The organism is Pararhizobium sp. LjRoot238, from assembly GCF_964252955.1.
Lineage (GTDB): Bacteria > Pseudomonadota > Alphaproteobacteria > Rhizobiales > Rhizobiaceae > Pararhizobium.
Genome location: NZ_CAXUPP020000001.1, coordinates 432,585 through 454,677 on the forward strand (window position 1 = coordinate 432,585; position 22,093 = coordinate 454,677).

Annotated in this window: 22 protein-coding genes; 15 read left to right on the plus strand and 7 right to left on the minus strand. The window is 59.1% G+C overall.

Going from position 1 to position 22,093, the window contains the following annotated elements; all coding sequences use genetic code 11:
* Positions 1–52 precede the first annotated feature (52 nt).
* From ACSQ3F_RS02280 to ACSQ3F_RS02320, 9 genes are all read left to right on the plus strand, one after another.
* The gene (locus tag ACSQ3F_RS02280) at positions 53–1,537 is read left to right on the plus strand and encodes a lipopolysaccharide biosynthesis protein (protein ID WP_436098731.1); all 1,485 of its coding nucleotides are present in this window, start codon (positions 53–55) and stop codon (positions 1,535–1,537) included.
* Positions 1,538–1,978: 441 nt separating this feature from the next.
* The gene (locus ACSQ3F_RS02285; protein WP_436098732.1) at positions 1,979–3,091 is read left to right on the plus strand and encodes an acyltransferase family protein; all 1,113 of its coding nucleotides are present in this window, start codon (positions 1,979–1,981) and stop codon (positions 3,089–3,091) included.
* Positions 3,088–3,870 carry a glycoside hydrolase family 16 protein gene (locus ACSQ3F_RS02290; protein WP_436098733.1) on the plus strand — a complete coding sequence of 261 codons (783 nt, stop codon included), beginning with the start codon at positions 3,088–3,090 and terminating at the stop codon, positions 3,868–3,870. Before ACSQ3F_RS02285 ends, ACSQ3F_RS02290 begins: the two co-directional genes overlap by 4 nt.
* 89 nt (positions 3,871–3,959) lie before the next feature.
* The gene (locus tag ACSQ3F_RS02295; RefSeq protein WP_436098734.1) at positions 3,960–5,159 is read left to right on the plus strand and encodes a glycosyl transferase family 1; all 1,200 of its coding nucleotides are present in this window, start codon (positions 3,960–3,962) and stop codon (positions 5,157–5,159) included.
* A complete protein-coding gene (locus ACSQ3F_RS02300) occupies positions 5,156–6,154 on the plus strand; it encodes a glycosyltransferase family 2 protein (RefSeq protein WP_436098735.1) in 999 nt (332 codons plus the stop codon). Before ACSQ3F_RS02295 ends, ACSQ3F_RS02300 begins: the two co-directional genes overlap by 4 nt.
* Complete coding sequence (locus ACSQ3F_RS02305; RefSeq protein WP_436098736.1) at positions 6,151–7,098, plus strand: glycosyltransferase; 948 nt, start codon at positions 6,151–6,153, stop codon at positions 7,096–7,098. Before ACSQ3F_RS02300 ends, ACSQ3F_RS02305 begins: the two co-directional genes overlap by 4 nt.
* Positions 7,098–8,111, plus strand: coding sequence for a glycosyltransferase family 2 protein (locus ACSQ3F_RS02310; protein ID WP_436098737.1), 1,014 nt, complete (start codon positions 7,098–7,100; stop codon positions 8,109–8,111). The genes ACSQ3F_RS02305 and ACSQ3F_RS02310 overlap by 1 nt, the downstream gene beginning before the upstream one ends.
* A gap of 4 nt (positions 8,112–8,115) precedes the next feature.
* Entirely contained in the window at positions 8,116–9,021 is a 906-nt protein-coding gene (locus tag ACSQ3F_RS02315) for a UTP--glucose-1-phosphate uridylyltransferase (RefSeq protein WP_436098738.1), read from the plus strand.
* A 109-nt stretch (positions 9,022–9,130) separates the two neighbouring features.
* Positions 9,131–11,467, plus strand: a complete 2,337-nt coding sequence (locus tag ACSQ3F_RS02320; protein WP_436098739.1) for a polysaccharide biosynthesis tyrosine autokinase — start codon at positions 9,131–9,133, stop codon at positions 11,465–11,467.
* A 462-nt stretch (positions 11,468–11,929) separates the two neighbouring features.
* Here ACSQ3F_RS02320 and ACSQ3F_RS02325 read toward each other — a convergent pair whose 3' ends face one another.
* The 4 genes from ACSQ3F_RS02325 to ACSQ3F_RS02340 all read right to left on the minus strand — a co-directional run bounded on the left by ACSQ3F_RS02325 (position 11,930) and on the right by ACSQ3F_RS02340 (position 15,873).
* Positions 11,930–13,315 (minus strand): family 16 glycosylhydrolase, encoded by a 1,386-nt coding sequence (locus ACSQ3F_RS02325; RefSeq protein ID WP_436098740.1) that lies wholly within the window; start codon positions 13,313–13,315, stop codon positions 11,930–11,932.
* 84 nt (positions 13,316–13,399) lie between these two features.
* Positions 13,400–13,567, minus strand: coding sequence for a hypothetical protein (locus tag ACSQ3F_RS02330; RefSeq protein WP_436098741.1), 168 nt, complete (start codon positions 13,565–13,567; stop codon positions 13,400–13,402).
* Positions 13,567–14,580 carry an acyltransferase family protein gene (locus ACSQ3F_RS02335; protein WP_436098742.1) on the minus strand — a complete coding sequence of 338 codons (1,014 nt, stop codon included), beginning with the start codon at positions 14,578–14,580 and terminating at the stop codon, positions 13,567–13,569. The genes ACSQ3F_RS02330 and ACSQ3F_RS02335 overlap by 1 nt, the downstream gene beginning before the upstream one ends.
* Before the next feature lie 6 nt (positions 14,581–14,586).
* Positions 14,587–15,873, minus strand: a complete 1,287-nt coding sequence (locus tag ACSQ3F_RS02340) for an O-antigen ligase family protein (protein WP_436098743.1) — start codon at positions 15,871–15,873, stop codon at positions 14,587–14,589.
* Between the two features lie 641 nt (positions 15,874–16,514).
* On the opposite strand from ACSQ3F_RS02340, the gene ACSQ3F_RS02345 reads away from it, so the two are divergent.
* From ACSQ3F_RS02345 to ACSQ3F_RS02360, 4 genes are all read left to right on the plus strand, one after another.
* Complete coding sequence (locus ACSQ3F_RS02345) at positions 16,515–16,760, plus strand: helix-turn-helix domain-containing protein (RefSeq protein WP_436098744.1); 246 nt, start codon at positions 16,515–16,517, stop codon at positions 16,758–16,760.
* Positions 16,761–17,031: 271 nt separating this feature from the next.
* The gene (locus ACSQ3F_RS02350; RefSeq protein ID WP_037119558.1) at positions 17,032–17,265 is read left to right on the plus strand and encodes a hypothetical protein; all 234 of its coding nucleotides are present in this window, start codon (positions 17,032–17,034) and stop codon (positions 17,263–17,265) included.
* A 221-nt stretch (positions 17,266–17,486) separates the two neighbouring features.
* Positions 17,487–17,927 carry a hypothetical protein gene (locus tag ACSQ3F_RS02355; RefSeq protein WP_436098745.1) on the plus strand — a complete coding sequence of 147 codons (441 nt, stop codon included), beginning with the start codon at positions 17,487–17,489 and terminating at the stop codon, positions 17,925–17,927.
* A gap of 155 nt (positions 17,928–18,082) precedes the next feature.
* A complete protein-coding gene (locus ACSQ3F_RS02360; protein ID WP_436098746.1) occupies positions 18,083–18,577 on the plus strand; it encodes a BON domain-containing protein in 495 nt (164 codons plus the stop codon).
* Positions 18,578–18,622: 45 nt separating this feature from the next.
* Here ACSQ3F_RS02360 and ACSQ3F_RS02365 read toward each other — a convergent pair whose 3' ends face one another.
* The 3 genes from ACSQ3F_RS02365 to ACSQ3F_RS02375 form a co-directional block, all read right to left on the minus strand.
* Positions 18,623–19,876 carry an NAD(P)/FAD-dependent oxidoreductase gene (locus ACSQ3F_RS02365; RefSeq protein ID WP_436098747.1) on the minus strand — a complete coding sequence of 418 codons (1,254 nt, stop codon included), beginning with the start codon at positions 19,874–19,876 and terminating at the stop codon, positions 18,623–18,625.
* 108 nt (positions 19,877–19,984) lie between these two features.
* Entirely contained in the window at positions 19,985–20,107 is a 123-nt protein-coding gene (locus ACSQ3F_RS02370) for a hypothetical protein (RefSeq protein ID WP_436098748.1), read from the minus strand.
* A 175-nt stretch (positions 20,108–20,282) separates the two neighbouring features.
* On the minus strand, positions 20,283–20,447 hold the full coding sequence (locus ACSQ3F_RS02375) for a DUF1328 domain-containing protein (RefSeq protein ID WP_037119568.1): 165 nt from the start codon (positions 20,445–20,447) through the stop codon (positions 20,283–20,285).
* Positions 20,448–20,665: 218 nt separating this feature from the next.
* Between ACSQ3F_RS02375 and ACSQ3F_RS02380 the strand changes: the two genes are divergently transcribed.
* Both ACSQ3F_RS02380 and ACSQ3F_RS02385 read left to right on the plus strand, forming a co-directional pair.
* Positions 20,666–20,872, plus strand: coding sequence for a hypothetical protein (locus ACSQ3F_RS02380; RefSeq protein WP_436098749.1), 207 nt, complete (start codon positions 20,666–20,668; stop codon positions 20,870–20,872).
* Positions 20,873–21,133: 261 nt separating this feature from the next.
* Complete coding sequence (locus ACSQ3F_RS02385) at positions 21,134–22,003, plus strand: alpha/beta fold hydrolase (protein WP_436098750.1); 870 nt, start codon at positions 21,134–21,136, stop codon at positions 22,001–22,003.
* The last annotated feature ends 90 nt before the right edge of the window (positions 22,004–22,093 follow it).

A 22,093-nucleotide genomic window follows, 5' to 3' on the forward strand; every position in this document is an offset into this window, starting at 1 on the left:
CTCGGCGCTTCTCCTCGGCCTTGATCCTCCCAATCGACACACAGGATTTAACATGCCCCCTACAGTCAACGTCAAATCCGTCACGAGCAATGTCGGTTGGAGCATTTTATCCAAGACATGCACATTCGGGCTTAAGTTTGTCACCGTGCCGATTCTTGCCCGCATCCTCACGCCGCAGGAGTTCGGCGCAGTCGCCGTGGCACTCACCGTTGTTCAGTTTCTGGCCATGATCGGTGGCGCGGGACTGACCTCGGCCTTGGTCATTCAGCGTGAAGAGGAGATGGAAACGGTCCATTCCGTCTTCTGGGCAAACCTGGCGATTTCCTGCCTTATGGCGCTTGGGCTCTATGTCTACGCGGATTTCTTTGCTGCCCTTCTTGGCGCTCCCGAAGCCGCTTACCTCTTGAGATTCATGAGTTTTCTCATCCCTCTTCAACTCGGCGGCGATGTTGCCTACGCGCTGCTCGCCCGGCGCATGAACTTCAGCAAGGACGCCGTCTGGAGCATGGTCTCCGAATCACTCGGCGCCGTCGTCGCCGTTGTGATGGCGCTTCTCGGCTGGGGCGTCTGGGCGTTGATCGCGCAGCTTTTCGTGTCCGCACTCGTGCGCCTTTGCGGCCTGTACACCGTCTCGCACTATATGCCGCGCCTCGTCTTCCACCCCCGCCGGGTCATCGGATTGAGCCGTTTCAGCCTTGGCATGATGGGCTCTGAAATCGCCAACTTCATCACATTCCAGTCGCCGATGGTGATCATTTCGCGCTATCTGGGCCTTGCCGATGCCGGTGCCTATTCGGCCGCCAACCGGTTTGCCAGCATTCCGAACCAAGTCGTGCTTTCGGCCGTCATGGGTGTTCTTTTCCCGGCCTTCAGCGGCATGATGGATGACAAGCAGCGCCGGTCGCAGGCGCTGATGTTCAGTACACAGGTGACGACCGTTTTGCTCGCTCCGATGATGTTCGGTCTCTGGGCGCTCGCGGAACCGTCCATGCGCGTTCTCTTCGGCCAGCAGTGGGCTTATGCTTGGCCGGTGTTGGGGCTGCTTGCGCTTTCCAAAGGCATTCTGACGCCCTGCAGCACCTTCATTCCCTACTTGAAAGGCGTTGGGCACGGCCGCGCTCTGTTCTGGTCTGCCGTCATTCGCGCGGTCGTTACCTGCGCGGCGGTCGCCTATGGCGCAAGCACGGGTACACTGATCGACGCGATGATCTGGCTTTGCATCGTCAATGCCGTGACGCTGGTGGCCTATTCCTGGGCGGTCTTTCGCGCGGACGGGACGCCATTCGTCAAAGGGCTCTATGTCAGCAGCCGTCCTATGCTGATGGCGTTGGCGATGGCACTCCTCGTTCGTTACCTGCTCCAGACTTTCGGTTCTCTCTTGCCAAATCCGGTGCTGCAGATCGTTGTTGGCGCGATGATCGGGGGTCTTATCTACACCGTGTTCGTGGTTCTTTCGGAGCGCCCGCTGCTCGCAAAAATCTACGAGCTCGTCAAGAACAGGCGTCACGGAACCGAAGGGGGAAACACCGGAGCGTGAACTCTGCGAATACGCCGCCGCGCGGTTGTGAGAACGCCTTATTTCGGGACACATCCGGACCGAGCAGAGCGATCTCATAAACCTTGACGTGCAAAATCGTGTATTTTTGAATAAAATTTTTCCGACAAAAATATCCGCTGAGCGGCTTTTATCGGAATATTCGCACATTCTTCAAAGTGCTGTGACTAGGCCATTTTTTAGAAACACTGGGGCCAGGATAGCTCGCCAGGCGGGTATTTTTTCCTCCTCCAAACCGCGTGCATTGCAGCATGGCAGGCAATTTTTTTGCTGCGGCGCCATATTATTTGACACGCACTGCCCTATCTTCGACGACGCAGGTTCGAGCCTGCTCTGGTTGAAACGGCCGCTTTGGGGGGAGTGGCCCAAACAGGGGATGTCGTCTTGGTTATCGACGCGAACATATCATCGCGGATCAATCTGATGCGCATCTTGCTCATCTCGGGGATCGTCTTTGTCCACGTTCCGTTTGATCCGCAGACCAGCCCATTTCTCGGTGCCAATGGCTTCATCGATTGGATCCGTGTTTTCCTGGGGGATAGCATTTTCCGCGTCGGCGTACCGTGCCTGAGCGCGATTTCCGGTTATCTCCTGTTCCGCCGCGGGCTCGATAGTTTCGACTATGGCAAGACAATCCGCTCCAAGGCGCGGACGGTTCTGTTGCCGTTCCTCATCTGGAATCTCGCTTTCCTGATGTTCGTCTACATCGCACAGGGACAAGGCATCGGCGTCGGCTATCTTCCAGACACGATCGCGGCAACGCCGCGTGAGCTGGCGACCCTCGCCTTTGCGATCGAAGCGCAGCCGATCAACATTCCGCTCTATTTCCTGCGCGATCTGCTTCTCTGCATCCTGCTTGCGCCGATTCTCGGATTGCTGATCAAGCGATATCCGCTGGCGACGCTGACGGTTTTCTTCATCTATGCCATCTTCCCGATCCCCAATGGCATTTTCCTGAAAAAATCGATCCTGTTCGGCTTCAGCTGCGGCATCTATGCGAGCCTCCACAAGATCGATATCCGGATGCTCGATCCGCATGCGGAGAAAATTTCTGTGCTGTTTCTGACGGCCGCCGCACTGCTGGCGACCGCACTCTATTGGACCGGCCCTGATTTCCCCGCCTGGCTCGACATACTGCTTAATCTGACGGCGATCTGCGGCATTGTCGGCTCCTGGGCAATTTCGGCGATCCTGGTGCGTTCACGCCTTGGAATGCGGCTTTCCCAAACGGAAGGTCTCAGTTTCTGGATCTTCTGCGCCCATTACCCGCTGCTGATCGCCTTCTGGATGTTCTGGAACAAGGCGGCCCAGCCGGAGCTCTATCCGCTCTTCTATTTTTCAACGCCGCTTCTTGCCCTTCTCATTCTCGTCACCTCGCACAATGCGGCCAAGCGCCTGACGCCAGGGCTGCACGCTGTCCTGACTGGCAGCCGTGCGGGCCGGCCCGGTTCCGCGCCGAAGCCCGCAATACAAAGCGGAGCAAACCAGAGGGGTTGGTCCGAACACTATTCCGCAGAGGAAAAAGCGACACGATGACAAAACCGATCTCGAAAACGCTCACCATCCTTGCCGTTCTTTCCGCCAGCCTTCCTGTGGCCGCCCTTGCGCAAGGGGCGAACGCAGGAACATCCTTTGTCGAGAATTTCGACAGGATCGATCGAAGTGTCTGGTACGTTTCGGACGGTTGGGACAATGGCGCCCACCAGAACTGCACCTGGTCGAAGAAACAGGTCACGGTTCAAAACGGCATGCTCGAACTGACCTTCGAACAGCGCAAGGCCGGCAAGCGGGACTACTCCTGTGGCGAGATCCAGACCCGCAAGCGCTTCGGCTACGGCACCTATGAGGCGCGCATCAAGACCGCTGAAGGCTCCGGTCTGAACTCCGCCTTCTTCACCTATATCGGGCCGACCGACAAGAAGCCGCATGACGAGATCGACTTCGAGGTCCTCGGCAAGGATCCCGGCAAGGTTCAGGTCAACCAGTATGTTTCGGCCAAGGGCGGCAATGAGAAACTGGTCGATGTCGAGGGCGGCGCGAATGCGGCGTTCAACGATTACGCCTTTGTCTGGGAAAAGGACCGCCTGCGGTATTATGTCAACGGGACCCTGGTGCAGGATATCAACGACCCTGCGAAAATCCCCGTCAACGACCAGAAAATCTTCTTCAGTCTCTGGGGTACCGACACCTTGAGCGACTGGATGGGCAAGTTCGACTACCAGGGACCGGCGAAGATGCAGATCGACCGCGTCGCCTTCACCGCCCCTGGTGACAAGTGCCAGTTTCCGGAATCCATCACCTGCAAGCTTGATTAAGACTTGTTAGCACTCGCAACATGAATGTTGCGGTGCACAAAAAACTGAACTAGGCTCCGCGTAGGCTGAGCGGAAAACAGGAAGTTTTCATGCTGGACGTATTGTACCTGGCACATGATGTGGCGGACCCGGCGATCAGGCGCAGGACCCTGACGCTTGAAGCAGGTGGCGCCAAGGTGACAGTGGCGGGTTTCCGGCGTGGCGCAGACACACCTTCCGCAAACGGTGTCATTGAGCTTGGCATCACCAGGGACGGAAAGTTTGCCCAGCGGATCGCCGCGGTGGGCAAGGCTGCGATGGTCCTTGGCGGCAAGCTTCGTGGGGTCGGCAGGCCCGGTATCATCATTGCCCGCAATCTCGAAATGCTTGCGCTTGCAAACAGGGCGAATGCGATTTTCGGCGGAGACATCCCGATTGTCTACGAATGCCTGGACATTCACCGCCTTCTGCTGCGCAAGGACTTTGCGGGCCGGGCGCTGCGTGCTGCCGAGCAATATCTCGGGCGCAATGTCAGCCTGCTGGTCACCAGCTCGCCGGCCTTCATCGAGAATTATTTCCGGCCGATCTCGCAACTGAAAGCCCCGACGCTGCTTCTGGAAAACATGGTCATCGACCTTGGCGATGGCACGGCGATAAAGCCGGTTTTGCCCCGGCCGCCCGAGCCCGGCGCACCCTGGAAGATCGGCTGGTTCGGTGCCCTGCGCTGCCAGAAATCCCTGAAACTTCTCGCGGAATTCTCGCGCGCCATGGACGGAAAGTTCGAAATCGTGTTGCGCGGCCGGCCGGCCTATTCCGAATTCGATGATTTCGATGGCTTCGTAAAAAACGAACCCTTCATGACGTTTCACGGCCCGTACAAAAACCCCGAGGACCTCGCTGCCATCTACCATGAGGTCCATTTCTCCTGGGGCATCGACTTCTTCGAGGAAGGCCTGAATTCCAGCTGGCTGTTGCCGAACCGGCTCTATGAGGGATGCCGGTATGGGGCGGTTCCGATTGCCATGAGAGGCACGGAGACGGCCCGCTTCCTCTCGGCAAAACACATCGGCCTGTTTCTGGATCGCGCCGAAAGCGCCGTGCTTGCCCGCCTCCTGGCCGACATGACGCCCGCGCGGTACCTGGCAGAATTCGACCGCGTTGCCGGCACCGGGTCAGAGAGCTGGGTCTTCGACAAGACCGACTGCCAGCGGCTCGTCAACCGGCTTACGGCCCTGCGCGCGAACGACGCACATTCCGCAATGCTGCAAGAGCCTTCGCAAACACAAAGCAATAAGGGTGGACTGCTATGAAAGCTGATGATCTGAAGCGTGGCCGTAGCCTTATCGTTATTCCCTGCCTCAACGAGGCCAAGTATATCGAGTCCCTGATCGCCAAGCTTGGAGGCGCGCTGCAGGACCTCGACGCCGATCTCGTCGTGGTCGATGGCGGAAGCAGCGACGGCACGCGCGACATCGTCCAGCGGATCGCCAGCGTCAATCCGAAGGTCAAGCTGCTCGACAACCCGAAGAAAATCCAAAGCGCAGCCATCAATCTCGCGGTCGCAACCCTCGGTGCGAACTACGACTACATGATCCGTATCGACGCCCACGGCGAGTATCCGGCGGATTATTGCCAGCGCCTGATGGAAGACGCCATCGCGACCGGCGCCGATTCCGTGGTGGTGGCCATGAAGACCGTGGGTGTCGGCACGTTCCAGAAAGCCACGGCCTTCGCGCAGAACTCCAAGCTCGGCAATGGTGGTTCGAAGCACCGCACAGGCGCGGTCGGCCATTGGGCGGATCACGGGCACCATGCACTGATGCGAATTTCCGCCTTTCAGGCGGTCGGCGGCTATGACGAGATGTTCAGCCATAATGAGGACGCCGAATTCGACTACCGCCTCCACAAAACGGGCTACAGGATTTGGATGACCGACAAGACGAGCATGATCTACTATCCGCGCAGCACCGCCGGAACGCTGTTCCGCCAGTATTTCGGCTATGGCCGCGGCCGCGCAAAGAACTTTCTGAAGCATCGCGCCATGCCGAGCATTCGTCAGATGTTGCCGCTTGCTGTCGCGCCAGTAGCAATCGGCGCCTTGCTTGCCGTCATCAATTGGGCCGCCGCCATTCCGGTCGTCCTTTGGGCCATCGCGTGCCTTGGCTACGGCGCCTGGATGGCGCTGGGGCAGAGAAATCCCTATGGGCCGCTCGCTGCCGTTTCCGCCATGGTTATGCATTTCGCCTGGTCGGCCGGTTTCTGGCGCGAGCTTCTCGACTTCCGCAATCGACGGGTCGCTTCATGAGAACACAGATTGACCGGAACGAGCATAACATCCGCATCGATATCGGTGTGTGCACCTATCGGCGGACGGAGCTTGAACAGACCCTGCGCTCGCTGGGCGCGATTGCTGTTCCCGAGGGAGCGACGATCCGTATCATCGTGGCGGATAATGACGAGGTACCGAGCGCCGAAGGCCGCGTGAACGCCTTGCGCGCCTCCGTGCCGCACGAGATCGTCTATGTGCATTGTCCATCCTCGAATATCTCGATTGCCCGCAACGCCTGCCTCGATAATGCGACGGGCGATTTCCTTGCCTTCATCGATGACGACGAGACGGCCGGCGAAAACTGGATCGTCAGGCTGATTGAAACGGCGGAGGCGACCGAGGCCGATGTGGTGCTCGGCCCGGTCAAGGCCGTCTACGACAAGGACGCGCCAGGCTGGATGCGGCGCGGCGACTTTCATTCGACGTTTCCGGTCTGGGTCGGCGACCGGATCGTCACCGGCTACACCTGCAATGCCCTTCTGCGTCTCGCCGCCCCATCGCTCGCCGGACGGCGCTTCAACCTCGCGCTCGGTCGCAGTGGTGGAGAGGATACGGAGTACTTTACCCACATGCACCGAATGGGCGGCAAGATCGGCTATGCGCCGGGGGCCTGGGTTGAGGAGCCGGTGCCGGCCAAGCGCGCGGCCTTTTCGTGGCTCGCCAAGCGGAAATTCCGCTTCGGCCAGACCCACGGGCGTCTGATCGAAGCGGGATCGGGCCTGGCAGGCAAGATCCGCCAGCTGGCCCTTGCCTCTGCCAAGGGCGGCTACTGCGCGATTGCCGCGACAGCGTTCCTCTTCTCTCCCGTTCGCCGAAACCAGTATATCCTGCGCGCCTCGCTGCATGCCGGCGTCGTCATCGGGCTTCTGGGTGTGCGGGAAATCGAGCAGTACGGCGCGGCGGAGGCTCGGTCATCCTGATGCAGCATCCGCAAGCGACATTCATCCTGGCCGCGTTCAAAGCGCGCGACACGATCGAGCGCGCGATCGACAGCGCGCTGGCGCAGACCGGCGTCAGCGTCGAGGTCATCGTCATCGATGATTGTTCGCCGGACGACACGGCCGATATCGTCAACGCCTACACCGATCCGCGCGTCCGCCTGATCCGGCTCGAGAAGAATCGCGGGCCCGGCGGAGCCCGCAATGCGGGCCTTGCGGCCGCGCGCGGAGACTGGATCGTCATCCTCGATTCCGACGACGCGATTTCCCCCGGCCGCACGGCGCGGATGATTGCGCGGGCGAAGCGTGCGGACGCGCAGATCGTCGTCGACAATATCGATGTCATTTCGCTGGATGGCGGAACGAAGAGGATGTTTGAGGAAGCGCAGCTTTCCGCGCTGGAGACGCTGACGCTTCCGGCCTTCATCGGCTCGAACGTGCTGTTTCAGTCCGAGCACAATTACGGCTACATGAAGCCGATCTTCGAGCGCCGTTTCCTGGAGGAGCACGCCTTGCGCTTCGATGAAACCTTGCCGATTGGCGAGGACTATCTGCTTCTGGCGTCAGCCCTTGCAAAGGGCGGCCGTTGCGCCGTCGAGCCGAGCGCCGGCTACACCTATTACATCAGAACCGGGTCCATCTCCCGCGTGCTGAAGCTGCATCAGGTGGACGCGATGCTGGCCGCCGATGCCGAGTTTCTCAAAAACCACCGGCTGGACGAGGCATCGATGGCGGCCCAGAACCGCCGCCACCGCAGCATCGAGGATGCACGGTCGTTCATCATCCTGGTCGACCAGATCAAGGCCCGGGCCCTTTCCGACGCGGTGAGAACCGCGTGGAGAAATCCGGCGGCAATTCGGCATCTGCGCATGCCGATCGCCGTCAGACTGCGGCGCCTGATGGCGCCGTTCACTGCAATTCGCCCTTTCGGCAACCCGCCGAAAACGATGAGTAGAACCACCCCGGGCAACAGCCCGCACAAAAGCAAAGGATAGTTCTATGGCTCCTGTCAAATCCGTTCGCAAAGCCGTTATCCCGGTGGCCGGAAACGGCACACGGTTTCTGCCCGCGACCAAGGCAATGCCGAAGGAAATGCTGACCATCGTCGACCGGCCCGTCGTGCAATATGCCGTCGAGGAAGCAATGCAGGCAGGCATCGAGCACATTGTTTTCGTGACGGGCCGCAACAAGCAGGCCATCGAGGATCACTTTGACGATGTGCCCGAGCTGATTTCGTCGCTGACGCGATCGGGCAAGGATGCCCAGATTTCCGAGCTCGCGCGCATGCTGCCGGCTGCGGGCTCCGTCAGCTTCACGCGCCAGCAGGCGCCGCTTGGTCTCGGCCATGCGGTCTGGTGTGCCCGCGACCTGATCGGCGACGAGCCGTTCGCGCTGCTTTTGCCCGACATGATCTGCTATGGTGCCCGTGGCTGCATGGCCGGCCTGATGGACCTTTACAACGATGTCGGCGGCAACGTCGTCGCCGTCGAGGAATGCGCGCCTGAGGAAACCTCGAAATACGGCATCGTCGGCATGGGAGCCAAAACCCGGCATGGCTTCGAAGTCACGCAGATGGTCGAGAAGCCGCCCGTGTCCGAAGCGCCGTCGACCTATTACCTGAATGGCCGTTACATCCTTCAGCCCGAGATCTTCTCGATCCTCGCGCATCAGCAGCGCGGCGCCGGCAATGAGATCCAGCTGACCGACGGCATGCTGCGCCTTTCGGCAACCCAGTCGTTCCACGCCCATCCTTACGAAGGCCGGACCTTCGATTGCGGCTCCAAGCAGGGCTTCATCGAGGCCAACGTCGCCTTTGCTCTGGCTCGTGCAGACATCGGCAATCTGGTCTTCGAATCCGTTCGCGAGATGGTGCTGTCGCACGAACAGGCGATACAGGCCGCCTAAAAAATGATGATTTTCGCTGGTTTAGCACCGGTGAAATATCTGGTCTCATCCCCGACGTGATTTGGGGGTGAGATATGAACTCAAGAAGCATCCGGAGATAAAGCCGCCCATGAATCAAAGACCCCTTCCGTTGAACACTGTTCCATCGCTGCGGAGCGATGATGCCGACTCGTTCATCGATTTGAACCGGCTAACCGCGGTTGCGGCGCGGCGTTCAAGGGTCGTGGCCGTCTGTGTTATTGCGTGTTTCCTCCTCGGTGCGATTTACCTTTTGCTTGCGACGCCGGTCTACACGTCGCAGACGCAGATCCTGCTCGATGACAACCTGTCCAAATATGCGGAAGAAGCTCCTTCGCCGCAGAGCACGCAGCAGGCCGACACGCAAATTTCCAGCGCTGTCGAAATTCTGAAATCTGGCGAACTTGCCCTGCACGTCGCCGATGCCGAGAAGCTTTGGGAAAACGAGACCATTCTCAATCCGCCGCAGTCGCTGATCTCAATGCTGAAATCGACAATCAGGTCTGTCGCCGGTGTCTTCAGCGGCAAGCCCGAAATTTCCGAGGCTGCGGCGCGCAACGGCAAGCGTGAGACCGCTGCCGCCTATATCCAGCAGGCAATAACCGTCGAGCGGGTGGCTAGAAGCTCCGTTGTCGCGCTTTCCTATAAATCGACCGACCCGCAGCTCGCAGCCAGCATCACCAGGGCCTATGCGAACGCCTATCTGACCGATCAGCTGAATGCGAACTTCGATGCCACCGAACGCGCCTCCGTCTGGCTGCAGGAACGCCTGACCGATCTTCGCCAGCGCGCGCAGGCAGCCTCGCTGGAAGCGGAAAAGTTCAAGTCGGAAAACGGTTTGACCTCGACGCGGGGAGAGTTGATGTCGGAACAGCAGCTTTCCGACCTCAACAGCCAGTTGATCGTCGCGCAGGCGGATACAGCCAGCGCCTCTGCCCGCTACAACCAGTTCAAGTCGATTGTCGATCAGGGTCCAGACAATGCCGTCGACAACGCGACGATTTCTTCGAAGGAGACTGACAATACGGTCATTCAGGATCTGCGGACACGCTATCTCGCCGTCACCAAGCGTGAGCAGGCCGTTGCCCAGAACTTCGGAGCAGACCATCCTCAGGCGGTGAGCCTCAGGACCGAAAAAACGGAGCTTGCCGGCCAGATCTTCCGGGAATTGGAGCAGATAACGGCAAGCTACCGCAACGAATTCGAAGTGGCCAAGTCCCGCGAAGCGTCGCTGCGCCAAAGCATCGAAGGTGTCGTCGGCAGCAATTCGCAGGCCAACAGGTCGCTGGTCGACCTGCGGGAACTGGAACAGAGGGCGACAGCGCTCAAGACGCTTTATGAATCCTATCTCGGCCGCTATGAGGAGGCCGCGCAGCAGCGTTCCTTCCCGATTGCCAAAGCGCGCATCATCTCGGACGCCGGTGTCCCCTCAGCGCCGTCAAGCCCGAAGAAAACGATGGTTCTTGCTCTTTCCATCGTGCTTGGCTTCATGGTGGGTGCCGCAATTGCAGGCGTTCAGGAGTTCCGCGAGCGTTTTTTCCGCCTGGAAGAAGAAGTCCGCTCGATCCTCGGACACAAGTCGCTCGGCTATCTGCCGCTAATCGGGAAAAAGACCAGCACCCTCTGGGACAAGACGCGCAGCCGCCTTGCCAAGGAGGACGTGGTCAAAACTGAGCCCGAGACCGACATTCCGTTGACGCGCATGACCCGGATTGCCGTGGAGTCGCCGCGCTCGGCCTTTGCCGAAACGCTGCGCAACGCCAAACTTGCCAGCGACGTCATGCTGCAAGGCCGGCCGAACCGGGTGATCGGTATTGTCTCTGCGTTGCCGGGCGAAGGAAAATCGACGATTGCCGCGAACTTTGCCGGGCTGCTTGCGGCCAGCGGCAAACGAACGCTGCTGATCGACGCGGACCTTCGAAACCCGGCAATCAGCCGCATGATTTCCCCGCCGCCTAAAACAGGCCTGTTGGAAGCGGTACTCGGTGAGACCGAGTGGACGGCGGGTCTGAGAGTCGATCCGCAAACGCGGCTTGCGATCCTGCCGATTGCGCCGCGTGAGCATCTTTATCACACCAACGAACTGCTGGCCTCGCACGGCATGGAAACCCTCATCAACAATGCGCGCAAGGCCTTCGACTACATCATCGTTGATCTCGCGCCACTCGCGCCGGTCATCGACGCCAAGGCTTTTTCACCCTTTGCCGACGGCTTTCTGATGGTCGTCGAATGGGGCAAGACGCCGTCCCGTCTGGTCCGGGACGTATTGCAATCCGATCCGCAGTTCAACGCCAAGATACTCGGCGTGATGCTGAACAAGACCGATATGGATGAGCTTGGCAAATATAGCGATTTCGGCGCGGCCGAAAAATATCGCAAGAGCTATGAGAAATATTACATCGAACAGCCATTGAAGGCGGCCCGGTAACTTTTCGGCTTTAGCGCGTGTGCCGTCCGTCAGGCTCGCGATCGAGCCTGAAGATGGCGGCCAGAGCCATCAGAATGATCAGGACAGCAAATCCAGCCAAGTATAGAAGACTGAAAGCGAGATATTCCACAAGGCAGGGTACGAAAAGCAAGATCCGGATGTAGGCGGGTTGTGCGCGCGCCCAGCCGTGCATGCCGTTTTGACGGAAGTTCTCGAAACGTTGCGCGATATACCTCATCGGTATCGCCCCGCGTGTTGCCTCAACATTAAGATAATGTTTACCCCAAACGGCAGACCGGCGCAATTGAACGGGCGCCCGGAAGGCGAACGCGCAGTGAACGCGCGCAGAATTTCACGATCCGAACGGCTGCAATACGCCTTCTGGGACCGCACTACTTGACAAGGTTGAGGTTCGGGGATCACCGCACGGCCAACGCCGTGCGGTCTTCGACGTGTCTCGGCCTAAGCCAGATCGTCCAGCGTGTAGGCGCGAATGTAGTCGATCTTCATCTGCGAACCATCGGCGAAATCATCGCCAGGATTGCCGGCGATGCCGCCGACCGCCAGGTTGACCAGCATATACATCGGCTTATGCATGTCCGACGGCGTATCGGCGTGCGCGACGGCGACGTCATCGAAGTACCAGACAATCTCGTCTGCCTGCCACAACACACCGTAGGTGTGAAACCCCTCGGTGCTGGCGACGCTGACGGCGCTCGTGACGGAGGTATGTTGCCCAGTTTCGTTCGAGTGCACGGTGACATGCACCGTATTCGGATCCTGGCCGCGCATTTCCACGACGTCCAGTTCCGGCGGCCAGGATCCATCTTCGGGCAGCAGCCAGAAGGCCGGCCAAGCGCCCTGGTCGTCGGGCATGTCGGCACGAATTTCGAAATAACCGTAAGTCTGGGCAAAGGACGCGTGCGTCGTCAGCATGCCGGAGGTGTAGTCATATCCATTGACCTCGGCGCTGATCGAATCCGGCGTCTCTTTGGCGGTAATCGTCAGGACGCCATTGTTGATGGAAAAAGGGTTGGCTACGGCAGTCGGGGCGTAGGATGGATTGATGTACCACTGAAGTTCGTCATTTAAGGTGGCGCCCTTTTCCGGCGCCCACCAGTATTTCGCTTCCCACACCCCAGTCGTGCCATTGTACAGTTGGAGCGTATTGAAGTCGTCGCCAAACGTTTGTGTGAGAGCGGAGCGATCAAGGCTCAGCTCAAATTGACCGGCATGAAGATCGCCGATTGCCTCATTGGCAAAGACCAGGCTTTCCCCATCCCCGAGATCAAGCCGCAGATTTGCGCCTTCCTGCGTTATGTTGTCGAGAAGCTGATCGAAGGATGTGAGCGAGTAGCTATTCAGCCGGACGATATCATCCGTGCCGAGATCGGTAATCAGGTCGCTGCCGTTGCCCTTGGTAAAAATGAAGGTATCGGCACCGGTCCCACCCGTCAGCACATCATTGCCGTCGCGGCCGTCCAGCGTCTGTCGCCCGGACGCGCCCCTGATGATGTTGTCGACAGAATTGCCGAATGCATAACGCAGATTGCCGGTCACCGTCAGGTTTTCGAAATTCTCCGGCAAGGTGTAGCTCATCCAGGTACTGATGGTGTCGATGCCCTGCCCGGCAGCCTCCTGCGCACGATTGATCGACGAATAGAGGTAGTAGATATCGTCGCCTGTGCCGCCGATCATGGTCACGTTGACGGAGCTGTCACCCCACATGGAATCGTTCCCGGCAGTTCCGTAAAGGGTCGGGCCGGAGCCCGTCGCCGAAAAAAACGCGGTCGAACTATCGCTGTAGTACAAGGGTTGCCCGAGGGCATTCAAAACGCTTTTGCGCATCGACTGTCTCCATATAATTTGCCGGTCTGGATCCGGCCGAGCGTGGCACACGCAAGCAAGGGTAGCATCTTGCTCGCAGCGAAACTATTGCAACGCAGCAAATTTCAGGCCGAAATGGCGCTTCTCGGCGATAAACTGCAGATGGGCGTTAACACGACGGTAACCGATCCCGGTTTGGGGCAGGCGATCTTTCTCGGGACAGTGCGTTGTGCCTATTTGGTATGCAGAACGCCATTGATGATTGCCCGTCATCAGATTTCTTCCGCTGGAACAGGCTTCGACCAGGACTTGGGCTTCGGCGACTTGAAGAGTTTTGTGAGCGGGCGCTCGAGCAAGATGTAAGCGCATGTGCCGAGAACAGCACCGCCCACAACAGCAGCCGCAAACGTGATGCCGGGATGGAGGCCAATCGACCCGCCCAGCTTTGCGATCACCGAGATCGCGAACGTGTGCCAGATGTATATCGAGTAGGACGCATCCCCGAGAAAGGCGAACACGCGCCATTGGCCTATCCTGCCCGCCGCTTCAAGAGAGAGAGTTCCAGCCACAAGGGCCACCGCGAGGGGACCGCAGTTGAACTCGTTGAATGGAAGTTTGAAGACCTGGAGCGCGAGAAAGCCGCCGATGGCAAGGATGACAAGCAACAGGCCAAACTGCGGCCCAAGAACTTTCCCCTTCAACCACGCCTGCCCAATGAACATGCCGACAATGAATTCCAGCATGATCGGCCGCGTATAGGTGAGGAATATCGGGTTCTGCGAGGTCATGACCAGGCCCGAAAGCACCAGGGAAGTGAAAACAGCCGCGACCGCCACGAGGCGCCACCTGCGCTCGAGAAAGAGCGAAAGCGCAAAGATCACATAGAAGAACATTTCAAAGTTCAGCGTCCAGCCTTGCACCAGGACCGGCCAGATTTCGCCGCTGCTTGGTGAGCGGACGGGAATGAAGAACAGGGATGCGACGATGTGCTGCGTGGTCAACATCAGATTTGGAAAGAGGCCGAGAACGCCACCGGCAACCATCACCGTCGTCGCCAGCCAGTAAATGGGGGCGATCCGGCGGACGCGCTCGTAGAGAAAAGCGGCTGGCGTCAGCGCGCGCCGGTCGCTGATCACCCACATGATGAAGCCGCTGATGACGAAGAAGATATCAACGCCGGCGGCGCCGATCGCAAAATGATGACCGGTTTTCTCGGCGGCATGGAAGACAACGACGGCAAGTGCCGCAAACGCTCGAAGGTACTGGATCCCGTAAATCGTCTTCATCGCAACTCACCTGCCCCTGTCTGTGTCCATGAACGCCGGAGCATGAACGTGCGCGTGCAGATACGGCCGCGCAAAAGAAGATCGGGAAGCCCCGACAGTGAGCCGCCCGGCTGAAAAATAAAGCAGGAAGGACCCGACGTGGTAGGGGTTCAGAATATCCACCTCGACGAAAGCGCGCATGAGAAGGAGGATGGCGACGCCGAAGAGCACCGACGATTCCGTTGCCAGCGCTTGCGAAAGCAGCCGCTTCAAGTGGCCGCACACGGTGATCAGAAGGATGGAACACAACAGAAACAGGCCGATAGCCCCTGTCTCTACCATCGTTTCGATGAAGGTGTTGTGGAAGTGAAAGCCGCTGCGCGACCCGATATAGAATTCCTCCCAAAGCCGCTCGGCTTCCGAGAACCCCTGGACCCAATAGGCCTGATAGCCCAGGCCAATCAATGGAGATGCGCCAGCAGCCTCGATGCCCTGCTGCCAGAGATAGGTCCGGCCCGTCAGCGTCGAATCCTTGCCGAATATGCCAAGGACGCTGTCCACCGCGCCGCCATAGATCGCGCCGACCACGGCGATCACGCCAATCACGATCACCGCGAGGAAAACCGTCTTGCGCGTTTGCGGCGAAAGCGCCGAGAGCACCTGCAGACCGAGGCAAATGCCAATCACGGCCACTGTCGTCAGCGCCGACGTTGCCGATTGAGAGGCATAGAGCGAATAACAGGCGATGAGGCCAACGCCGGCAGCAGGCGCCAGCCAAATTCCCCTTTCGCGAAGCATCAGAAAGGTTGCAAAGGCGAAATAGACCCCGAGGGAGGCATAGAACCCAAGCTGGTTTTTAGAGGCGAAGGCGCCGACGAAGCTGTAGGTGCCGTCCAGTGGATCGAAATGATAAATCCCGAACAACAGAGAAAACATCAGAACGACACCGATGCCGGTGATCATACCGAGTGTGAGAGTCCGGATGTCGACGACCCGCATTGCGATCAGGGCGCAGATGACGTGGGAGAGATATTGTAGTCCGGCTCTTGCCGTCACCGCCGGTGCCGCCGACCAGAAAAGAGAGAGACAGGCGAACACCGCGAACGCAAAGATCCATCCATACCTGCCAGAGCCGGCAAGGACGCGCCGATAATCGACCAGCACCAATGGAAGCCACAAAGCATAATAGAGGAGGATCGAAACCTGGCCGAAACGCGAGGAGTAGGCAAACACGAACAGGGACAACGCGAGCGCAGCGATGGCATAGCCGCTGTTCTCACCCGGGCTGACAAGGCTGGCTTTGGCAACTCTCACGATCGGTCCTCGATAGCGTGTTCGCCTTTGCGTCGGCCCTGCGGAGGAAACAGCAGGACGCTTCTGTTCCCTTTCCCGGCAAGCCGAGAATACCCGCTTCCGGCGGCAAGGTATTCGTTCCATCCGGTCGCGCAGACGTCAAAGACTGCTGTCTGGTCAGAGTTCAGAGCGCTCTCCGTTTCAGCGTTGGCACGGCAGACAGCATAGGGCACCATCTTGTGCATCGCAACAAATTCCATCCGAACGTATCTCGTTCACGTGCCGATTGATCCCGATAGCGCCAAAACCGATGGCCCAGATGCCCTGTTTTCAAGCCTTGGAGAGGTTGTGCGATATGGACAACGCGGCAACTCGAGAGCCACCCTGCCACCGATATCTGTCATGAATGTGTTTCCTGGGCCATTAAATGGGGCAAAAACAGGCCTTTGACTGCTGCATTCCGCTGAGCGCTACCGTTGAGGCAATACGGCCCATGGCACACTCTCTCTCCAAAGATCGCCAGCACGCCTTGCATCACCATCGTTTCTACTTATATTGCACTGCACTCGCCTCTCGCTCTGCCAGGCCGAGTATCTCAATGGCTGCAAGCCACCTTCACGCGTTGAGCTGGGCTCGCCGCGAACAACCGAAGGAGTCATTTCATGACCATCTCAATCAACAACGCCGACGTTTCCGGCAACGCTGGCATGCCGCCCGTAGAAATCGGGGAAGCCGTCAGGCGTTTTCGCGAAGCTTCAGGCTACAGCATCGAGGACCTCGCCCTGACCTGCGGGCTGACCGACGTTGAAATTTCCAGGATCGAGACTGGAGAGGATGTCGATCCCGGCAGGGTAAAGCGCATTGCCGCTGCACTTCAAATGCCGGCCTCGACCTTCGATTCTCTTTAAAAAGCCAGGGTGTCGCGCCGAAATCGGGCGCGACGCCTGCTTTGATGCATTTCCTTGGGAGCCGTTTCGCTGACCAAATGAATGATTGGTCCGGAAAACGCGCTTCGGCAGTTTGCATGGCCAGTGCATATACCGGGCGTAGCATCAGTGCTACAGGTTGCCGGACACAGGCGCCGATGCGCCTCATTCGCTACTGGCATATTGTCGAAATCTGTTACCGAGACTGCCGGTATCGGCTTTGCCGGGCCCAGCATCCCGAAAGGCGCCGTTCATGGCCGAGAAATTCATCGTTCTTCCTTATCGAAAGGTTCGTGGCGGGATGGCACCGGGGGAGATGCGTCAGGCGTCCAATGCCGCAAGCGCTGAGAAAATCGCGGCAGCGATGGCAGGCCGCTTTGCCGGAGTTGCCGCCTATGCCGTCGAGGTCGATGAGGAAACCGGCGACATGACGAGCCCACGCCTTCTGGCGCAATTCGGGGAAATCGCCGAACTCCCGTCGTCCTGACGAGCATCACGGTTGGCGAGAACGCGCCTCGTCCAGGCCTCTCCGCCATGCCAACCGAACTCTTTTTGATCCGTATTTGGGCAGAAAAGCTGTAATTTCAGCCTCTTTCGTGCGCCAAAATCGTCTTTCGCGGAACTTTCGCGCCCCTTCGACGTTTAAGGGAGCAGTTGCCTTCAACGTTTGCTGGCACAGGCTCCATTTCTCGAAAGGATATGAACGCCATGAATCAACGTTTTGACCCTAGTGAAAATCGCAACGTTAATCCGGCGGCATGGCCGGCCGACAAGGCAAACCAGCCCGCAACGGATCCGTTGGCAAACCAGCGCCTGCCGGAAGATATTGAACCCCGTTCTACGCGTTCAAGCTGGCCGATTCTGATCATCCTTTTGGCCGGTCTGGTTCTGGCCTTGCTCGTCTGGCTGCCGGCCGAGCTTTCCAACGACCAGACGAATGATGCGGCTACCCAGCCGTCAACAACGGAACAAACGACCACGCCGCCAGTTGACAACAGCGTGACCCCGGGGACCGCAACTCCCGATACCAACGCAACGCCGGACACCTCGGCGACGCCAAACGCCACGCCGGCAACCCCGGATACGCAGACACCGGCCACCGGCACGGATACCCAGACCCCTGCTACGGGCACTGCCCCGCAGAACTGATCTGCGCATGAAAAATGACGGAATGGCGGAGCCTCTTCAGCGGCTCCGCCATTTTCGTGTCCGCAGCATGTCGGATGCACGGGAGACCCGTCCAATGAACCAAACGCCCCGTCATCCGTTTCTCTTTGTGATAACATCAGAACAAGGAGCGAGCGATGAAACGCAAAATAACAAGAACGACGGGTCGTGAGGAAGACTACCGCGACTACGAGGAGCGCGACCTCGATGAAGGCTGGCCCTATGCCGACGCCACGCCCGGATCGGACACCAAAATCGGAAACAGTTCCTATGGCCAGACCGGCCAGAACTTCGACGACGCGGGCAACCCCGGCTTCGAGCGCAGTAGCGACACCGCGATCAAAAGCGCCGACGGCCCGGATCTTTTCAGTGACGATGTCCAGGCGGACGTGGAGGACGATGCGCTGGAGGAGACGATCGCCAATGCACTGTTGGACAGCGACATAGACACCTCGGGTATGGACCTGAAAGTCCGGCGCGGCATCGCCCTTCTGACTGGCGAAGTAGAAACCGCCCAAGACCGCCGCCGTATCGAGCGGTTTATCTACGATACACCCGGCATCTCGGACGTGCGCAACGAGCTGACGCTGCGTGGCGCCGATGGCAACATTCCCAGTGATTGGGACGACTGAACACGATCAGTGCGATCGGTATCCACCCCTCGTCAGCCGCGATATTCACGCCAGAAAGCGGTGAGGCCTGTAGGGCTTGATATCGATTACTGTCTTCTCCCCGGTCATCGCTTCGGCAAGCGCGCGGCCGGTGACGGGGCCAAGCGTCATGCCATGATGGGCGTGGCCGAAGGCGAACCACAGGCCTTCATGACGGGGCGCCTTGCCGATGATCGGCATCATGTCCGGCGTGCAGGGGCGTGCGCCCATCCAGGGTTCCTCATCGCGACGTTCGGCGAGCGGGAAGAATTCCCGAGCGACGCGCTCGGCGCGGGTCAACTGCACCGGGGTCTTCGGCGCATCGCGGTGGGCGAATTCGGCGCCGGTCGTCAGGCGGATGCCGCGCAGCATCGGCGCGAGGAAATAGCCCCTCTCTGCATCGAGCACCCAGTTGTTGAGTTGCGCGCCATCTTCCGTGCCGTAATGCATGTGATAGCCGCGCTTGACGGCGAGCGGGAAGCGATAGCCGAGTTTCTTCGTCACCGTATCAGCCCAGGGACCGAGCGCGACTACGACCTCTTTTGCCTCCAGCGGGCCTTCCGGTGTCGCGACGCGCCAGCCTGCGCCTTCCAGAATATGCTCCAGCGTTGCCGCGTCGCCCGAGACGAGACGCCCGCCGAGCGACTGGAAATAGGTGAGATAGGCCTTGTTGAGGCTGTGCGGATCGCGGATCGACCAGGGATCCGTCCAGCGCAGGCCGCCCGTCAACTCCGCCCTGATCGACGGCTCCATCGTCTTCAATTCGCTGCTCGACAGCTTTTGATGATTGACGCCGAAGGCCGAGGACAGTTTTTCCGCGTCCTTGTAGGCAGCGTCACGGGCAGCCTCGGTGCGGAACACCTTCATCCAGCCATCCTTGCGGATAAGGTCGCCGGCGCCGGAGGCTTTGATCAGGTCATCGTGCTCGGCGATCGAATTCTCGATCAGCGGCGCATACATCGATGCGATGTTCTCATGCTGCGTGAAGCCGGAGTTCCACCAGTAGCGCAGCAGGAAGGGCACGAGGCCCGGCAGTGCGCTGAAGTGGTAGCTCGCATCGATGGTGTTGTTCAGCGCGTAGCGAAACAGGGCACCGAAGTCGTGCGGGAAACCATAGGGGTACACGCCTTCACGCTGGATCAGGCCGGCATTGCCGTAAGAGGTTTCCTCGCCGGCGCCGCGGCGGTCGAGAAGAACGACGGATTTCCCCCGCCGCGCCAGATGAATGGCCGTTGACAGGCCAACGATGCCTGCGCCCAAAACAACGACGTCTGTCTTCATTTCCGGTTCCCCATTTTGCTTATTTCTTCAGTCTGTTGATGATCTGCTCGAGGAACCCGAGCATCGGCGCGGAGACCACGAAGGCGATGTGCATGATCGTCGCCCGCATCAGTTGCTCGCCATCATCACACCGTCGACAAAAACCGCGTTGGCCGGGCCGAAATAGAAGACCACCCGGAGCCAGCGGCTCGACGGGGTGATCCTTTCAACGGTGCGTTCCAGCGACTTCATGCGGCATGTGGCTCCGGAATGTGCGGTTGCGAGATGTCCCGGTCATGAATAGCCAAGCCAATTGCCTTCGGCAAGGCGCAAGCAGGCGGCACCGCGCGGCGCGGCCGGATGCAGGCAAGGAAAAGGGAGCAGCGCTTGCGCACCGCTCCCTTTTCAGCCGCATCACTTGATGGGGTCAGGTCCTGCGCATCAGGCCAGCCACCAGCGAAATGATCAGGAAAGCCAGGAACAGGAAGAACAGGATCTGTGCTATGCCAGCAGAAGCTCCGGCAATACCACCAAATCCAAGAACACCCGCGATAATAGCGACGACGAGGAAGACAAGGGCGTAGTAAAGCATCGAAACTCTCCTTGGTTTAATCTGTCGGGAATTAAACGCGAAAAGGATAACTTTGTTCCAGCAAAAGGCATGACGTAGTTTCTCGTCACGATTGAAACTATTCATTAACCATGCCCCGGAAATTTGCCCCGAATTGACACGGATTAGCCATTCGCATTGCGGAACCTTCCTGACGTAGGGAACGTTGTGAAGGCACACAGCCCATGCGAGACAGTAAGATGACCGTATCCACGTCCAGCATCTGGAAGTCCGCAGCAGCGGCGGTCCGCCAGCCGGGTCGGGCGCGTGAAAAGAACCTGCATATCGGCAGGACTTTGCGCGATCTCTATGCCGACGAACAGGTGCCCAAGACGGATGAGACCTTTGCCGACCTTCTCAGGGAACTTGACGCGGCGGAGGAAGACGCGTCGTCACAGGCAAGTTGAACCCGCGCAATCAAACAAAAAGCGGCGACCGATGGTCGAGTTCCGAAAATATCGCAGGGAACCTTTTTCGTCGGATCACGTTTGGAAAATACGTCAAGGAATGCCTGGCGTGACTTGGTGAACCCCGGATACGCGATCCAGACCCCGATTGCGCCTGCATCAGACAACCAACGCCTCAAGGCATGATTACCGACGCACGTCAAAGGAAAGTCGGCAATGTTGCGTCCCCCATCTCCCCATTGGCTTTCCCAGGATCCGGGCATGAAAACCGTGCTCATCCACGGAATGGTGATGGCGCCGACCTTCTGGAGTTGTTTCGCGCCGAGCATCGTGCGGGAAGGCCAGGCGGCGGCCTATCCCCTGCCGGGCCACAGCCCCTGGACCCTGGATGGCCTTTCCGGAACGTTGAATACCGCCGATATCGTCAATGCCTATGCGGCGGCGATCGAGCGCGATTTCGACGGCGAGCCGGTTACGCTGATCGGCCATTCGACCGGCGGTTTCGTTTCGCTGCTGCTCGCTCGCCACCGTCCGGACCTGGTCAGCAACGTCATTCTCATGGGTGCCTTCGCCTGCGGGCGGTTTGTTGGACAGGAAAGGTTAGCAGCGCGTATCCTCGCATTGCCGCTGCTGGGTCGGCTTCTCTTTATCCGGATCTTCACCCGCTGGATTGCCACGCGCGAAACCTTTCGCTGGGGATCGCTCCAATGTGTATTCGACAAGACCGTCGGCTGGGAGACGGAAGAAACCATCGCAACCATGGAGCAGGTCCGCGAGCATCTCATGAAGTCGCGGACGGACGAAATCGTCGCCTTTGTTTCCTGGATGTCGCAGACGTCGGTCATCGACGAACTGCCGCTCATCGACGTGCCGGTGCTCAATATCATCGGCGCCCGTGACGCGATCGTTCCGCCGTCGCACCAGATCCACCTGTCCGGCCGCCTGCCGCGCGTTCACACCGTCATCCTTGACAAGGTCGGCCACCTGCCGATGGCCGAGGCCCGCGAAAAAGTCGATCAATTGATCGGCACCTTCCTTCTGTTCGGTCCACTGACGGCAAGCCGTCAGAACGAACTTGCCAAGCCGGCAAAGCCGGAGCCTTTACGCCTAGCGCTCCCCCTCGGATCTTAGTCTACAATCGCCCGTTGGAACAAAATTGCACGACATACGTTTCCGCAAGCAGGCCCCTTGGCCCCAAAGGCCTGAAACGGAAGAGGAAAC

Excerpts from the sequence above, each read along its gene's own strand:
- ACSQ3F_RS02280 (WP_436098731.1), top strand. The coding sequence starts at position 53 with ATGCCCCCTACAGTCAACGTCAAATCCGTCACGAGCAATGTCGGTTGG.
- ACSQ3F_RS02285 (WP_436098732.1), top strand. The coding sequence starts at position 1,979 with ATGCGCATCTTGCTCATCTCGGGGATCGTCTTTGTCCACGTTCCGTTT.
- ACSQ3F_RS02290 (WP_436098733.1), top strand. The coding sequence starts at position 3,088 with ATGACAAAACCGATCTCGAAAACGCTCACCATCCTTGCCGTTCTTTCC.
- ACSQ3F_RS02295 (WP_436098734.1), top strand. The coding sequence starts at position 3,960 with ATGCTGGACGTATTGTACCTGGCACATGATGTGGCGGACCCGGCGATC.
- ACSQ3F_RS02300 (WP_436098735.1), top strand. The coding sequence starts at position 5,156 with ATGAAAGCTGATGATCTGAAGCGTGGCCGTAGCCTTATCGTTATTCCC.
- ACSQ3F_RS02305 (WP_436098736.1), top strand. The coding sequence starts at position 6,151 with ATGAGAACACAGATTGACCGGAACGAGCATAACATCCGCATCGATATC.
- ACSQ3F_RS02310 (WP_436098737.1), top strand. The coding sequence starts at position 7,098 with ATGCAGCATCCGCAAGCGACATTCATCCTGGCCGCGTTCAAAGCGCGC.
- ACSQ3F_RS02315 (WP_436098738.1), top strand. The coding sequence starts at position 8,116 with ATGGCTCCTGTCAAATCCGTTCGCAAAGCCGTTATCCCGGTGGCCGGA.
- ACSQ3F_RS02320 (WP_436098739.1), top strand. The coding sequence starts at position 9,131 with ATGAATCAAAGACCCCTTCCGTTGAACACTGTTCCATCGCTGCGGAGC.
- ACSQ3F_RS02325 (WP_436098740.1), bottom strand. The coding sequence starts at position 13,315 with ATGCGCAAAAGCGTTTTGAATGCCCTCGGGCAACCCTTGTACTACAGC.
- ACSQ3F_RS02330 (WP_436098741.1), bottom strand. The coding sequence starts at position 13,567 with ATGACGGGCAATCATCAATGGCGTTCTGCATACCAAATAGGCACAACG.
- ACSQ3F_RS02335 (WP_436098742.1), bottom strand. The coding sequence starts at position 14,580 with ATGAAGACGATTTACGGGATCCAGTACCTTCGAGCGTTTGCGGCACTT.
- ACSQ3F_RS02345 (WP_436098744.1), top strand. The coding sequence starts at position 16,515 with ATGACCATCTCAATCAACAACGCCGACGTTTCCGGCAACGCTGGCATG.
- ACSQ3F_RS02350 (WP_037119558.1), top strand. The coding sequence starts at position 17,032 with ATGGCCGAGAAATTCATCGTTCTTCCTTATCGAAAGGTTCGTGGCGGG.
- ACSQ3F_RS02355 (WP_436098745.1), top strand. The coding sequence starts at position 17,487 with ATGAATCAACGTTTTGACCCTAGTGAAAATCGCAACGTTAATCCGGCG.
- ACSQ3F_RS02360 (WP_436098746.1), top strand. The coding sequence starts at position 18,083 with ATGAAACGCAAAATAACAAGAACGACGGGTCGTGAGGAAGACTACCGC.
- ACSQ3F_RS02365 (WP_436098747.1), bottom strand. The coding sequence starts at position 19,876 with ATGAAGACAGACGTCGTTGTTTTGGGCGCAGGCATCGTTGGCCTGTCA.
- ACSQ3F_RS02370 (WP_436098748.1), bottom strand. The coding sequence starts at position 20,107 with ATGAAGTCGCTGGAACGCACCGTTGAAAGGATCACCCCGTCGAGCCGC.
- ACSQ3F_RS02375 (WP_037119568.1), bottom strand. The coding sequence starts at position 20,447 with ATGCTTTACTACGCCCTTGTCTTCCTCGTCGTCGCTATTATCGCGGGT.
- ACSQ3F_RS02380 (WP_436098749.1), top strand. The coding sequence starts at position 20,666 with ATGACCGTATCCACGTCCAGCATCTGGAAGTCCGCAGCAGCGGCGGTC.
- ACSQ3F_RS02385 (WP_436098750.1), top strand. The coding sequence starts at position 21,134 with ATGAAAACCGTGCTCATCCACGGAATGGTGATGGCGCCGACCTTCTGG.